Raw genomic sequence first — 14,687 nt, 5'->3', positions numbered from 1 at the left:
AATCCTATCCTTTCACGGCACCGGCGACAACGCCCTGGGTTAACCGTTTGTTAAAAATGAAATAGACAATCATAACCGGCAGCACCGCAATAACTAAAGCGGCGAGCTGCCAGCCAAGCTGAGTACTGGTAAGGCTGGAGAATGAATAGACTCCCACGGGTAACGACTTGGTGAGTTCAGAGCTGGCGATAACCAACACAAGAAGGAACTCGTTCCAGATTCCCAGAGCACTGATAATTGAAATAGTCGTAATGACCGGCACCGTCATGGGGACGATAATACTGAAAAACATTTTAAAATAGGTCGCCCCGTCTATGAAAGCCGATTCGATGAGGCTGTCCGGCAGGTCACGGATAAACTGAGTTGTGAGCATAACCGAGAGGGGGAGCCCAAAGGCGGTATACACAAGAATGACTCCCAAATGGGTATCGGTGAGCTTCATGTTGGAGAGCATAAGAAAGAGGGGGATGATTACCGAATTGGTGCTGATAAGGTAGCCAAAGCCGATAAGACCTGAGATCGCAAGCGACGCTTTCTTAAAGGCCATCTTGCTTAAGCCAAAGCCGGCCATCAATCCAAAAAGGACGATTAAAAAGGTTGATATACCGGAATACAGGAGGCTGTTTACAAATTTTCCTGCCAGTTTTCCCCGTTCAAAGGCTGACCGGTAGTTAAAGAATACGGTCTTCCAATGGATATCCCATTGCATTTTTTTAGGGAGCTGGGAAACCCGCACCGTGTCTCCGGGCTTAAGGTTCTGCAGGTCAGGGGGAAGTTCATCCTTTACGAGGAAATGCACCATGAGCCGCAGGGTTGGGGCAATCGTGGTCGATTCTATGATAATCCGTTCCCGCGGATCCTTTTCCGGATCATAGGGAAGTATGACGTTCAATGTTTTGGGGATCACCACATACTCGTCGTTTTTATTTTCAAACAAGGCCTTTGGCAGGGCATAAATATCTTTGACCAGTTCCTCGTTGGACTTAAATGATGAATAAAGCATCCAGATAAGGGGAACTATCGTGATAAGGGTCCAGGACACAAAGACCACATAGGAAATAAAGGAGCCGATAAGGTGTTTTATTTTAAGACCCGGGGTAGCTAACCGCTCATTCATATTAGTATTCCTCCCCGGCATTCAGTTTCTTGCCGATAAAATTGCTTAAGAGAATAAGCAATACACTGATGATGATAATCGCGTTGGAAATTGCCGCGCCGTAGGCAAAACGGGAGGGATTGTTGTAATCCTGAAAGGCTGTTTGATACATAAAAATGGGAAGCACCATGGCGTTATTTCGCTGGAGCCCCTGGGTGGTTATAGCAAAGATAAGGTCAAAGCCACGGAGAGATCCTGCAATGGCGAGAATACTGGACACAAGAATTGTCCCCGAAAGGACCGGAACGATGACTCGAGTAAATATCTGAAACTCATTAGCTCCATCAATTTGGGCCGCTTCGATCATACCGTTGTCAATCTTTTGCAGGTTGGCAAGAAAAATCACCATATACAAACCGGTGTACATCCAAATAAGTGCAAAACCGATGGGGTACATTATGGTTTCCGCCCTCAGCATCATATCGAACTGGGCTTGTGGATTTTGGGTTACTATCTGAATAAAGCGCGCTACAGGCCCATCAGCCTGAAACATCCGTTTCCAAAGAATACCGATAACGATAGTGGAAAGGAAATTCGGCAGAAATACCATGGACTGGAAGAAACCTGAAGCCTTCACCATTTTCCGGTACAAAATATAGGCAAGGGCAAAGCCGATGGGGATTTGGCCAAAAACCGATACGGCGACCACAATGAGGTTGTTTTTAAGAGAATGCCAAAAATTGGGGTCCTGCACCATTTTTGCATACTGTTCCAGACCAACAAAATTCCAGGAGCCCCCCTTGTTCGGGTTAAAATCGGTAAAACTGAGCCAAAATGAATACACTATCGGATAGGCGACAATAAACAAAAAAATAGCGGTAGCTGGACCGACCATGCCGATATAGGCTGGAAGGTTTCTGCCGTTACGACCTCTCATGTCGTACTCCTCATAAATAGAGATGGATACAGGGGGGTCCTTTTATGGAGCTACAATGACAGCTATGTAAGGCGCTGGTATATTGCAGCCCCCCGAAAGAGCCGTATACCATGGACCTTCCAGGGACCTTCCAGTCCCTGATATACGGCTCTGGGCAGACAGTCATGTTCCGCAGCAGCGGAGACACAACCGCCTGTCATTCGTTATTTACGAAGCAGTTTTTCTACTTCCGCAGCAACCTGTTCAGGGGTCGCGGTGCCGGCAACAATTTTCTGCATGCCCGCATTCAAGGCATCGTTGGGTGCGCCGCCCAGGAAGGCGTCGATAACATCGGTATTCTTAGCCTTTTGGGCAAGCCCTACCTTCTGCTTTACAATGGAGGGGAGGTCTTCCGGAACCTTATAGTTCTTAAGGATTGGAGCCACAATGGCGCCATCCCGGAGCCGCTGGGTGGTTTCCTCGTAGCTATAGAAGTATTTGAGGAACTTCAGAGCTGCATCCCGAACAGCGGGATCCTTGGCGCCAGCCTGGGTAATACCGTATCCAACCTGGATAGCCGCAGCGACAGAGCCAGCGGTGCTGGCTTTTTCTCCGGGGAGCTTGGGCCAGGCGATCATTTTGGTCTTTTCAGCGACCGCAGGATCGATGGAACCAGCGGCCCACTGACCCTGTACCATGAAGAGGGCCTTTTTGTTGCTGAAATTGGAAATGTTGGCGCCGTAATCGACGAGTACCGACTTATCGGAAATAACTCCGTCTTTGACCATCCGCTGGAGCAGCGAGAGAGAATCCACAAAGGCCTGATCGGTGAACTTGTACTGGCCGGCTACCGCCTTGGATACCCAGTTCGGATCCCCAGAAACCCGGGCGATAATGGCAGACATGAGGCAGGAACCCCAGGCCCAGCCGTCAGCACCATCGATGGATACCACATCGAGACCCGCAGCCCGGGCCTTGGGAACCATGGCGACCAAGTCTTCATAGGTTTTCGGCTCGCTAAAGCCCAGGGACTTGACCAGTTCTTCGTTCATATATAGAACAGTAGTGATGTTGCTGGTGCCAAGAGGAATCTCGAAAATTTCTCCGTTGGGACCCATTGGGGGGATAAGGGCGAGGTCAAAGAAGTTTGCATCGATATAGGGACGGTGATCAAACTGCTGTTTCGCTTCTTTCCAAGGGGCACCCCAACGGGCATCAGCGCCCATATAAGCCAGGGCAGGAACATCGCCAGCGGCCAGACGGGCAGCGACTTTCTGATGATATGCCTCGTCGTAGAGCAGCTCGTAATCAATTTTGATATTGGGGTTTTCTTTTTCAAAAGCCTTGACAATCCGAACCCAGTTAACTCCTTCTGAGTTAGAGTTGTCACCGTAGGCCATGGTTTTTACCACGACCTGTTTTGACCCTGACTGACCAGTCTGAGTCTGTCCGCTGGCGAAAAGCATGCCAGAAGCAGCGAGCAAAGCTGCAAGGACGAATACAGTCTTTTTCATAAAAAGACCTCCTCTTGTATTTCGGTACCATGGCACAGGTGGTAATCCACTTGCCGCACCGTATCCCCAACGGGGTTTTTATTAAAAACCATGACAGTCGTCATGATTTTTTTACAAATGCAGGGACAGCACCAGCGGGTCCTGGTCACTGTCAGAGTCGACCGGCAAATGGGTCGACGTAAAAATCCGGTAAAGCAGCATACCCGCAGCCCCATAGGCTACAGCCTTTTCTCCCAGGGTCGAATAGCTTACTTCGCAGGCCGGCGGCATGGGGTACATCCAATTTCGCTTAATTTCTTCTGTAAAAATTGCAGGGACATCTAAATCGTAGGCTTCTATATTTCCGCCAATAAAGACCTTGTTCAGATTAAAGGTGTTCACAAAGAGGGCTACGTTCCGGCCCATTTCACGCACAAAACGCTCCAAAATTGCAGGATTTCGAGTAACGGTCATAATTTCTTCATAGGGAATAGAAAATTGGGCCCGGTTGCCCTCGGTCCAATAAGCGCTGCGGAATTCACCGGCGGTAAAATTGGTCCCCGTATAGACCTTGCTATCAATCACAATCCCAAAACCCACACCAACCCCGCCGTATTCCTGCAAAGCCACATCGCCGGTGCGAAACTGTACTAAGGCAAATAGAAAGTTTTTTAAGCCGTCTGCTTTATGAAAGGCCAGCTCGCCCCAGGAGCAGCAGTTCGCATCATTGCCGATTAAGAAGGGTATAGAAGTCCTTTCCGCAATAGCGGCAGAAAAATTCATGGGGCTCGTAAGGTGCAGCGGTATAGAATAGTGGATAATTCCCCGGTCCGAATCGATAATTCCCCCCATACCGACCCCGACACCGATGAGCCGTTCGGTGCCACCCATTTCCTGGGCAAACTCAATGGCGATATTCAGCACATCCTGAATAAAACTTTCCTGGGTAATCAGTTTCTCCGCAGTTTTAAAACGCAGGACCTCCCCCGCCAGGTTTACCGCCACAACCGAATAGGCTTCTACCTGCATCTCTATGCCGATGATATAGCCGTAATCCTTGTTAATCGCCAAATGGATAGGCTTTCTGCCCCCTGCGGGCCCTGCCTGGCCTTCGGAGATTTCGGTGATAAGCCCCAATTCCAGGAGTCTGCTGACTTGGTGAGTAATGGTAGATTTTTCCAGGTGCAGCCGCTCTGCAATTTCATAGCGGCTGATGAGAGGATTTTTCCAGATAGTTCTAATGATCCGGGCTGCGTTCCGAGCCTTTTCAGTCTGGTCTATCCCACTGCTGCGAGCCACCGTTTTACCACCTTTACTTGGTTGATTTATACAATCAACTATGGTATACTCCCAGTATTAGAATCTGTCAAGCAAAATTTTTTATTTACACGTATAATGGCTGCGAGAACCGCAGACAGGGAGGCACTGCATATGGCACGGATTGATTTATCGGGAACCTGGACTCTGCATTTAGAATCTCCAGTACTGGGAAGGGTGAACATTCCCTGCAGCATCCCCGGCGACAGCCACAGCGCCCTCCTTGCCTCGGGTCTCATACCGGACCCTTACCAGGGAACGCAGGAACTGGATGTCCAGTTCCTCAACCAGGAAGACATGGTCCTGGAACGGGATTTTACCCTGAGCGAAACAGAGCTCGAACAGGGAACTCCTTACCTGTTTTTTGAGTCCATTGATACGGTGGCCGAGGTATTTCTGAACGAGCAGCGGCTCGGCGAGACAAACAATATGTTCCGCGCCCTCGTACTCGATGCAACCGGACTTCTTAAATCGGGTACAAACCGGCTCACGATCCACTTCCATTCCGCAGAGAAGGCCGCCGCCGAACGGGCACAGGCCCTCCCCTACCCGATTCCCCACAGCAGCTACCCCGTACAGTCTCCCCACCGCAACCAGATCCGCAAAGTCCAGTGCCACTCTGGCTGGGACTGGGGACCCTGTCTCATGGTATCGGGGCTATACGGAGCCTGCTACCTCGATTTCGCCTATCCCGGCAGAATCGATGTTCTTTCGGCAAGAACGATTGCGAAGGACCAGGGCCTCTGGGAAATTCCGGTTACCGTACACTATAGCATTCCGGATAAGTTTCCGGCCTCCAGTCCCGTCACCAGTACCACACAAAACTACCCCTTAGTCCTCGAAGTAAGCCTCAGGGACCCGAAAGGCAACCTAGTAGCGGAACAGCACCAGGAGTATACAATCCAAGAGCCGGGATTACATCAACTTAAAGCATTCCTTTCTATCGAGAACCCCCAACTCTGGTGGCCCGCCGGTTACGGCGAACAGGGCCTGTACACCATCGAAGCGGCAGTACATCCGGCCACGGGGGACCGCAAGGAGGCACAAAAAGCCGCAAAGCGGATCGGGTTCCGCCTCCTTACGGTCATTACCGAGGATGACGAAACCGGCCGGTCCATGAAATTCAGAGTGAACAGCCGGGATATATGGGCCAAGGGGGCTAACTGGATACCCCTGGACGCTTTCCCAAGCAGGCAGACCCCAGAACGGTACCGGCAGCTTCTAACAGACATGGTACAGGCCAACATGAATATGGTCAGAGTCTGGGGCGGCGGCCAGTACGAACGGGACATCTTTTATGACCTCTGCGATGAACTCGGCATCCTCGTCTGGCAGGATATGATGTTTTCCTGTTCCACCTATCCGGCAGACCCGGCTTTTCTCGAAAACGTCCGCAGCGAAGTCCGCTACCAGGTACTGCGGCTTAAGGAACACCCCAGCATAGCCCTCTGGTGCGGCAACAACGAAAACGTGGGAGCCCTGACCTGGTACCCCGAAACACGGGCAAACCGGGACCGGTATATTATCGACTACGACCGGCTCAACGAAGGCGCCGTCGGCAGCACCATCCGGGCCCTCGACCCCGACCGGCCCTGGTGGCCCAGTTCTCCCTCCGCAGGCCCCGACGACTTTTCCGACAACTGGCACTCCGACGGCCGGGGGGATATGCACTATTGGAGCGTCTGGCACGAGGGCAAACCATTTGAATCCTACTACGACGTAACACCCCGTTTCTGCTCCGAATTCGGTTACCAGTCCTTCCCCTCGGAGGAAACCGTCGCAAGTTACTGCAGCGAAGACCAGAGAAATCTGACATCGCCGGTCATGGAACATCACCAAAAAAATCCCCGGGGAAATTCTATTATCATAGAAAATTTCTCCCGCTATTTCCGCTTTCCCGAAGGCTTTACCAACATGCTCTATCTGAGCCAGGTCCAGCAGGCCCTGGCCATTAAAACCGCCGTGGAATACTGGCGCAGCCACCGGCCCATCTGCATGGGAGCCCTGTACTGGCAGCTCAACGACCTCTGGCCCGTCGCGTCCTGGTCATCCATAGAATATGGCGGAAAATGGAAACTCCTGCATTACGCAGCCCGGCATTTCTTTGCCCCCATCGCCCTCGTTTCCTTCGTAAAGGATGGCATCATCCAGGTGCACCTCATCAACGACACAGACCGGGTGCTTTCCGGCCGCGTGACCATCGCATTTATCGATTTTTCTGGCCTCACCGTTCAAGAATTAACCGTGCCAATACAAGATGCAGGAGAGGGAGCCCGCCAGGTGTGGAGCCTCCCCCTTAAGGACCTAGCCGTTCCTCCCAATCGGGTCTTTTTACAGGGAACACTCCATATTGATGAACTCCCGCGGGATTCCTGCGCCAGGGATCCCCATGAACCGGACAAGAGCCTCAAAACTACAAGCTTTCTAGTCCCACCCAAGCAGTGCAGCCTGGAAACCCCAACCATTCAGAGCCACCTCTTTACGGCAAAAAATTACAGAGGAGAAACAGAACTGGTTCTCCAACTTTCCGCAGACCGCCCGGCCTTTTATGTGGCCGTAGATATTCCGGGCCTTAAGGGACACTGGGAAAACAACATGATGACCCTGCTCCCCGGGAACCTCTATTCTATCAGTTTTGTACCACAAAAGGGCCAGCCGCTCCCGTCTCTAGATTATTGCCAAAAGAACTTACACATCCGGCACCTGCGGGAGACCTATAAATGAGGGAGGATTATATTATTTCTTTATAAAGACTTAGAAAATCTATGGGTGAGTATACTGCAAGATCTGAATATTTATAATCATCCAGATTCCTTGTTATAATACAATCGCATTGATTACGTAACGCCGCATTATGCTGAACACTATCTTTAAAGTCAGCAATGGGCGATGTTAAGGCGTGTAAAATATCAGCATGCTCAACAGTTATAACGGTGAGATATTTTAAAATTTCAGCAATAAATTTTCTTGCATTTGCATCGCCGCCCGATTTCCTGAGGATATAATAAAGATTTGTAATCTCATTTGAAGTAATAAAACCAACGGCGATGTAGTTTTCTAATAAGGCTAAAACAAGTTTGCTGGATTCTAGAAAAGGATTTCGTGCTAATGCGACATCAAGAATTATATCTGTATCAACGAGTACACGCTTTATCATAAATATTATTCAGTTAGAGCCTCTTCGAGCTGAGTTCTATAATCCTGACCATTATCACTAAACATTCCTATAATTCCATCAGTAATGGGCGCATTTAATTTGCCAGAATAAGAGAAAGATTTACTTCCCGAAGAAATAGTACGAAGGTATTCTTCTACAATTCGAGAAACACTTTTATTTTTAGTACGAGCAAATTCCTTTGCTTTCTCTATTACAGATTCATCAATAGTTAAGGTCAATTTATTTAACATATCTAACCTCTACGTATAATATAAATACAAAATACGTATATGTAAATATCTCCATACAGCCGACAGTTTTTATTGCCATTCCCTCATTCATGAACTATATTTTAGTTAGTAATGGTTCATTGGGAGGTTCATTATGAAATCCATCACTATACATGGCATAGATGCTGAACTTGAACAAAAAATTACAGAAATTGCCAATGAAACCGGATATAGCCAGAACAGAACAATAAAATACATTCTTCAGAAAACATTAAAAACCGACAAAAAAGTGTCTAAAAGGGATTCCTTTTTAGACCTATTCGGAACATGGTCAGATGAAGAAAAAAAGGATTTTGAAACCCGAATCAGCGATTTCGAAACCATTCAAATATCGGATTGGAAATAAATGAAAAAAATATTGCTCGACACAAATGCATATAGCGCATTCATGGCAGGCAACACACAAGTTTTAGAATATCTAGTAGAAGCAGAAGAAATATACTTGTCCACCGTAGTAATCGGCGAATTGTTTGCCGGTTTTTATGGCGGACGTAACTATGATAAAAATTATAAATGTATCATTAGAGACTGCTGAAATCTTTGGGGAGCTTAAAAACGCTTTACACAAAAAAGGTAAAATGCTTCCCATAAATGATATTTGGATCGCCGCCCATTTAATAGAAACGGGTTCAAAGCTTATTACCTTCGATACCCATTTTAAGCAAATTGAAGGATTGCGAATTTGGGATAATCTTGCATAATACCACCCCACTCATTTTTTCCCCAGCCCAAGGTAGTAGGTTTCAAAGGACTCGGAGCGGCAAGCCTCGGGCTTAAAGCTCCGGGCGGTAACAAAGAGACTCCGGAGCCGTTTCAGCACCTCCGCGGTATCCCCCCCCTGAAAGACCTTAACCACCAGGTTCCCCCCCACAACGAGGGACGCTTCGGCGTAGGCAACCACTTCCTCCACCAGCGCCAGGGACCGCAGGGTATCCACCGCGCGGTTCCCCGTCGTGGCCGGGGCTACATCGCTCATCACCAGGTGATAGGGCCCCCGCTCAAGAAGCTGGGACCGCACCGACGCATCGGTAATGTCCCCCTGGATAAAAAAGAAATTGGAGGCGTCAAAAAGCCCCTTATCATACACCCGAGACAGGGGGGAGAGGTCCACCGAAACAAGGTAGCCAGAACCACCCATACGGCGCAGCGCATAGAGGCTCCAACTTCCCGGGGCAGCCCCGACATCCAGGACCTTAAAACCCGCGCCCTTCACCGCTCCCTTAAAAAGACCAAATTTTTCATCCATTTCCTTAAGCTTATATACCGAACGGGCCGGGTAGCCCTCTTTTTGCGCCTTGAGTGACCAATAATCCAAGGTGTCATAGGAACCCATCGTGTTACTCCACAAATTAACCCGCCCCTACTTCCATACTCACGGCGGATAGATTACAGTACAAGTATGGAAACATACTATAACGAGAGACTCGAAAAAATAGAAGCGGTACTCAACCAGAGCCTGCCCCAAACACCAGACGAAGCATGGGTCCGTATGACCTTTGCGGACCTTCCAGCCATACCCGAAACCAGCCTGGTACAGGAACTTACCGCCCCCGGCCGGGATCTTTTAGACCGGGGCGGCAAACGCTGGCGGCCCCTCCTTATGGACCTTACCTGCCAGACCCTGGGCGGCGGAGACTCAGCCCTGGACCTGGTGCCCCTTGTGGAATTTCCCCACAACGGGAGTCTTATCCACGACGACATAGAAGACAGCTCCGATGAACGGCGGGGAAAACCGGCCATCCACATCTTATACGGCCTAGACCGGGGCCTTAATGCGGGCAGCTTCCTTTATTTTACGGGCCTTACCTCGCTCCAAAACTGGAACGCCCCTGCGGAACGAAAAAACCGAATTTATCAATGCTGGGGCCTCCACTTGAGGCGCATCCACCTGGGCCAGGCCATGGACATTGCCTGGCACCAGAACTTTTCATCCCTGCCATCCCTAGATGAATACGACCTCATGTGCCGCATGAAAACCGGTGTCCTCGCCCGGCTCGCCATAGAATTGGGGGTATACAGCGCAGGTCTTAAGCACGATATCAGGAAGGGCCTGCAGATTGATGAATACCTCTCCGAACCGGCGCCGGAGCTCGCACGGCGGCTCCAGGAAGAGGGCCGTCTTGCAGAAAAGCTAGGCCTTGCAGCAGAAAACCTCGGCGTAGGCTTCCAGATATTGGACGACGTAAAAAACCTGACCACAGGCAATCCGGGCAAAAAACGGGGCGATGATATTGTGGAAGGAAAAAAGAGTCTCCCGGTTATCCTTTTCCTGAATCAGAACCCGAACCGCATTGAATTTGTTAAACGCTGTTTTTCCGCGGCCCGGGCCCAGGGAACAAGTGCCAAGGAAGTTGAAGAACTCATCGGGGAACTGGACCAGGCAGGAGTTATCGCCGAGGCCCGCCAGCGGGGTATGGAACTCATTGAACAGGCCATGCAGATCCTGGAAACCGAAGCCTTTATGAGCTACCCCATTAACGCCGAGGCCCACCGGCAGCTTCTTAATTTCGTAGCCCTGCTCGGCTGAGCAGGAAAGGACGGCAGCACATGTATACCCTGGTACGTGCAGAAATTTGGACCATCGCCCGGACAGATCAGGGCAATGCGGTCCTTATCCGCCCCATCGGCTCGGAAATCGCGGTTCCTATTTTTATCGGCCAATTGGAAACCCAATCCATCCTGATTGGATTCGGGGACGTCACCATCCCCCGGCCCCTCACCCACGACCTTATGATCAGTTTGATTAAGCACCTGGGAGCGGAGCTCCTGCGGATTGAAATCACCGATTTAAAGGAAGGCACCTTCTATGCACGGCTTGTCCTCCAGTCCACTCTGATTGACGAGTCGGAGTTTACGCTGGACTGCCGGCCATCCGATGCCTTGGCGCTGGCGGTGCGGCTCAAATGCCCCGTGTACATTTCCGAGCAGGTAGTCCAGGAAGCGGGCGTCTCGGTAAACCTTATCGTGGACGCCGCCACCGCCAGCGCCGCCGAGGACCTCCAAAACCTGGCCGATGACCAGCAGGAGGGGAACCGCCCCCGCAGCGAAGGCATAGAAGACGAATTTTTGAGGGAAGGGATGCCCCTTTCGCCCCCACAGTCCGCCCAGGCCCAAAGCAAAGAAGCCCAGCGAAAAGCCCTTAAAGCAGAACTCGACCAGGCTGTGGCCAACGAAGAATACGAACGGGCCGCTAAACTGCGGGACCTCCTCGCATCCCTCGGGGACGATTAGGAAAAATAAATAGAATTATTCGTAGTGGTATCTAAAGGCGATGAATATGACTCTATCGTTCTCTACCTTATAAACGATGCGGTGTTCATGATTGATTCTGCGGGACCAAAAACCCTTAAGGTTTTGTTTTAATGGTTCGGGTTTTCCAATTCCTTCAAAGGGCGTACGATCTATTTCTTTTATAAGCTCATTTATTCTTTTTAAGATTTTTTTATCAGTCTCTACCCAATACACATAGTCTTTCCATGCTAAATCGGTAAATAACTTAATCATTTAATGCAAGCTCTTTTTCTTGAACAAAACCATTTTCGTATTGTGCAATAGATTCGGCTAAATGCTTTGCATTTGCAGTATTACCGAGCAGATAGTTTGTTTCTATAAGACTATTATATTCATCGATAGAAATAAGCACCACGTTTTCGTCATGTTTACGGGTAACAATAAGGACTTCATGATCATGAAAAACCTTATCTAAATAAGTTTTTAGGTTTTGACGCAAATCAGAAAATGATACTGCATTCATATTATCAATCACCTCTTGTACAATATATTGTACATACAAAACAAAGTCAAGAAAAAAATAAGGAGGAAAACCAGGGGTCTGGGGTCCCCGGTCCTCCTCCTTAATGAAAAAGGCCCTATGCAATCCCGCTCTGTTCCAAACACTTCCTGCCGCCAACGGCGGTACAAGAACGCCCAAAACCCGATTGGGTAATTGCCACATTGTGAGCCTGTAACAGGCTGTTTGCTGACCGCGCCTTGGCACCGCCAAAGCCGTCAGTTAGCTTATTCAAAGAAGGCGCTGGAGACCCGCAGGACAACCATTTGTATTGTCCGCGGCCCCCAGGCCTATGACAGTTATTGAAACACTCTCTGCATTTCACTAACCGTTGTGCGAGGCAGCTCTTTCAGACTGCCCCGGAAGCGGATGGTTGGTCCACTAGTACGTCAGGAAGAAGGTTAAGACTTCCTAACAGATAATGTTTTAATAGTATTTATCAACAATTTCTATTCGTAATCCCAGCTAATATCCCCATTAGCAGACATTGTTCCTTTTATTTTTTGTTCAGTTACTGGACCAGTCCATTTATTATCCATTTTAACATTATCACCATTTACTTTTACACCAATTTTATAAGCCCAATCGCAATCATAATCACCTGTAGATTCAGGAGTTCTAGGTGCAATCAGAAATTCAAACTGAGGATCTGAAATAATTTCATTAATGGTGAATGTTGCACTACCATTGGAAACTACAGCACTAGGACATGCTGCAGTGGTCCAGGCCGACCATCCGTTAAAAGGACCATTGATAACTAATGTCTTTCCTTCATAAGTATAACCAGTGTAACTATCGAGACCAGTAATAGTCACCGTAGTCACATTCATTTGTGTTCCATCATGCATTCCGGTCGAACAACCGGCAATTGCAAAGAGGGCAACTGCGGCAGCAAGTACATATAGTATCTTTTTCATGCTTCTATCTCCTTCTTTTAATTAGAAGTCCCACTTAACGCCAAGTCGGAACCGAGCATAACCAGCAAAGTCATCAATTCCTTTGTCAGGCCGGTAACCGCTCATAGCAAGGTTATCCTTGTCATCTTCATAGGGATCCATGTTGTACACAAAGGCAGCGTAAACAACACCGTTTTTCATGGCTTCTACCTTGTAATTTGCGCCAAGACTGAAGGCGAGGAGTTCATTCTTGTCCTTATCTAGCTGGGTAGCCTTATCATTAGTGGTGCGAAGTCCCAAACCTGCCTGCACATTGATGCCAGGCTTCGTTGCAACGGTGGCAATAAGGGTATTGAACATCTTTACAGTACCCATCTGGAGGCCATAGTTAATGTCAAGAGATGACAGTTCAGGGAGACCAACATGTATGCCCAGTTCGTTAAACTTGAACTGGTCGGAACTAGCGACACCGCTTGCAAGGTTGAGGTCCATTTTAGCATAGGCATCTACCGTAGCATTGTAGAGGTCAAAGGCCTTAAGGAGATCCAGGTTCACATAGGGCTTCAGGTTTGTAGTGTTACTGTCAGCATATTTGAACTCGTAAGTGGTCGTATTGGTTACTTCCATACCAACCTTGGCGCCGTCTACTATAGATACATAAGGGTTGGCATACACCACAAATTTACCTGCAGACAGCCCGCCGTTATCACCATAAAGCATACTTGCATTAGGCTCATAGTATCCAGCGTTCGCCGTAATACCGAACATAGTAGCAGTAAAGGTAACTTCACCCTTTGCGGCAAGGGCTTTGGTAATAGTTGTTGAACTAACCGGCATGAGCATCTGAGCCTTAGCGGTTACAGGGCCAAACACACCCTTGGCACCGGCAATAAGGTCACCAGTAAAGGCATCGAAATAGTTGGTCACAAGCTGCTCGGCTGCGGTGGACTTACTATCCCACTGGATTTCTACGGTGTAGTCGTCCATGTAGGTACCAGCAACCCAGGTGCGGAGCCCAAGAGCACTGAGTGTCTTGTTGGGAACAACACCGACATCGAGTTTAATATCACCGAATGATTGGATGGCCTTGCCATTGGTGAACTGGAGATATCCATCCTTAGCATCACTGTCTGCTACAGTGGTCCACAGAATGGTTGACCGTTTTGCAGGTTTTGCCCAGTTGTTAGCGGTTTCCAGGTTTACATAATCATTGTTCACACCAACTTTAAAGTGTCCAACTTCAGGAGTACCTCCCTTCAGGTAATTAAAGGGATAGAACAAAATACCGGTAGCAAAATCGTTAAGTCCATCTTCAATTTTAGTCGTAACTGTTCCAGTAGGACCAACTGCATATAGCGTTTTTGTAGTATCAAAGGCTTGTAACTCAATATATGCAGGAACGTTTTTCAGAAGCTCACCGGAGAGTTTCCAGTAGGACTTTGCTTTAACATCCACAAAGTCGGTTTCAAAACCTTTCTTGGCTGGATCAGCGATATTCCGGGTAATAAAGTTTCCCCGGGCGGTTACCTGGGTAAAGGTCCCGAACTTGAGCCCGGTCTGGCTGGCCATAAGTTTTTCAAGGGCACTGGAATCGCCGGAAGCCTTGGCCTTTTCTACCGCCACGAGTTTGGCAATATCTACCACGCCGTTAAAGCCACCGAAACCATCGTCAGTCTTGTCAGGAGACTTGGCATCGAAGAGCCAAGTACCGTCTACGATAAACTTATACTTT

General features: G+C 48.8%; 16 protein-coding genes. 5 read left to right on the top strand and 11 right to left on the bottom strand.

The window, feature by feature from the left end:
* Window positions 1–4 precede the first annotated feature (4 nt).
* The 4 genes from Q7P68_RS08650 to Q7P68_RS08635 form a co-directional block, all read right to left on the bottom strand.
* Complete coding sequence (locus Q7P68_RS08650) at window positions 5–1,117, bottom strand: carbohydrate ABC transporter permease (protein ID WP_304224821.1); 1,113 nt, start codon at window positions 1,115–1,117, stop codon at window positions 5–7.
* A 1-nt stretch (window position 1,118) separates the two neighbouring features.
* Window positions 1,119–2,033 (bottom strand): carbohydrate ABC transporter permease, encoded by a 915-nt coding sequence (locus Q7P68_RS08645; RefSeq protein ID WP_304224820.1) that lies wholly within the window; start codon window positions 2,031–2,033, stop codon window positions 1,119–1,121.
* 203 nt (window positions 2,034–2,236) lie between these two features.
* Entirely contained in the window at window positions 2,237–3,526 is a 1,290-nt protein-coding gene (locus Q7P68_RS08640; protein WP_304224819.1) for an ABC transporter substrate-binding protein, read from the bottom strand.
* 111 nt (window positions 3,527–3,637) lie between these two features.
* Complete coding sequence (locus Q7P68_RS08635; RefSeq protein ID WP_304224817.1) at window positions 3,638–4,804, bottom strand: ROK family transcriptional regulator; 1,167 nt, start codon at window positions 4,802–4,804, stop codon at window positions 3,638–3,640.
* Window positions 4,805–4,936: 132 nt separating this feature from the next.
* Between Q7P68_RS08635 and Q7P68_RS08630 the strand changes: the two genes are divergently transcribed.
* Entirely contained in the window at window positions 4,937–7,546 is a 2,610-nt protein-coding gene (locus Q7P68_RS08630) for a beta-mannosidase (protein ID WP_304224816.1), read from the top strand.
* A gap of 7 nt (window positions 7,547–7,553) precedes the next feature.
* On the opposite strand, the gene Q7P68_RS08625 is transcribed toward Q7P68_RS08630, so the two are convergent.
* A complete protein-coding gene (locus tag Q7P68_RS08625) occupies window positions 7,554–7,979 on the bottom strand; it encodes a PIN domain-containing protein (protein ID WP_304224814.1) in 426 nt (141 codons plus the stop codon).
* Between the two features lie 5 nt (window positions 7,980–7,984).
* A complete protein-coding gene (locus tag Q7P68_RS08620; protein WP_304224812.1) occupies window positions 7,985–8,230 on the bottom strand; it encodes a DUF6364 family protein in 246 nt (81 codons plus the stop codon).
* 133 nt (window positions 8,231–8,363) lie between these two features.
* Between Q7P68_RS08620 and Q7P68_RS08615 the strand changes: the two genes are divergently transcribed.
* Complete coding sequence (locus tag Q7P68_RS08615; RefSeq protein WP_304224810.1) at window positions 8,364–8,615, top strand: hypothetical protein; 252 nt, start codon at window positions 8,364–8,366, stop codon at window positions 8,613–8,615.
* A gap of 151 nt (window positions 8,616–8,766) precedes the next feature.
* Window positions 8,767–8,970 (top strand): PIN domain-containing protein, encoded by a 204-nt coding sequence (locus Q7P68_RS08610; RefSeq protein ID WP_304224808.1) that lies wholly within the window; start codon window positions 8,767–8,769, stop codon window positions 8,968–8,970.
* Between the two features lie 11 nt (window positions 8,971–8,981).
* Here Q7P68_RS08610 and Q7P68_RS08605 read toward each other — a convergent pair whose 3' ends face one another.
* Window positions 8,982–9,602 (bottom strand): SAM-dependent methyltransferase, encoded by a 621-nt coding sequence (locus Q7P68_RS08605; protein ID WP_304224807.1) that lies wholly within the window; start codon window positions 9,600–9,602, stop codon window positions 8,982–8,984.
* Between the two features lie 66 nt (window positions 9,603–9,668).
* Here Q7P68_RS08605 and Q7P68_RS08600 point away from each other — a divergent pair, with 66 nt between their 5' ends.
* Entirely contained in the window at window positions 9,669–10,796 is a 1,128-nt protein-coding gene (locus Q7P68_RS08600; RefSeq protein WP_304224806.1) for a polyprenyl synthetase family protein, read from the top strand.
* A 20-nt stretch (window positions 10,797–10,816) separates the two neighbouring features.
* Window positions 10,817–11,500 carry a bifunctional nuclease family protein gene (locus Q7P68_RS08595; RefSeq protein WP_304224805.1) on the top strand — a complete coding sequence of 228 codons (684 nt, stop codon included), beginning with the start codon at window positions 10,817–10,819 and terminating at the stop codon, window positions 11,498–11,500.
* 15 nt (window positions 11,501–11,515) lie between these two features.
* On the opposite strand, the gene Q7P68_RS08590 is transcribed toward Q7P68_RS08595, so the two are convergent.
* The 4 genes from Q7P68_RS08590 to Q7P68_RS08575 form a co-directional block, all read right to left on the bottom strand.
* On the bottom strand, window positions 11,516–11,773 hold the full coding sequence (locus Q7P68_RS08590; protein WP_304224804.1) for a Txe/YoeB family addiction module toxin: 258 nt from the start codon (window positions 11,771–11,773) through the stop codon (window positions 11,516–11,518).
* Window positions 11,766–12,023: a type II toxin-antitoxin system Phd/YefM family antitoxin gene (locus tag Q7P68_RS08585; protein ID WP_304224802.1), complete on the bottom strand. Its 258-nt coding sequence runs from the start codon at window positions 12,021–12,023 to the stop codon at window positions 11,766–11,768. The genes Q7P68_RS08590 and Q7P68_RS08585 overlap by 8 nt, the downstream gene beginning before the upstream one ends.
* 485 nt (window positions 12,024–12,508) lie before the next feature.
* Window positions 12,509–12,976 (bottom strand): hypothetical protein, encoded by a 468-nt coding sequence (locus Q7P68_RS08580; RefSeq protein WP_304224801.1) that lies wholly within the window; start codon window positions 12,974–12,976, stop codon window positions 12,509–12,511.
* A 21-nt stretch (window positions 12,977–12,997) separates the two neighbouring features.
* On the bottom strand, window positions 12,998–14,687 hold a 1,690-nt coding region (locus Q7P68_RS08575), incomplete at its 5' end, for an early set domain-containing protein (protein WP_304224800.1).

The organism is Gracilinema caldarium (genome assembly GCF_029265695.1).
Classification (GTDB): domain Bacteria; phylum Spirochaetota; class Spirochaetia; order Treponematales; family Breznakiellaceae; genus Gracilinema; species Gracilinema caldarium_A.
The sequence above is the reverse complement of the archived record's forward strand: the minus strand, read 5'-3'. Positions and strand labels throughout refer to the sequence as shown.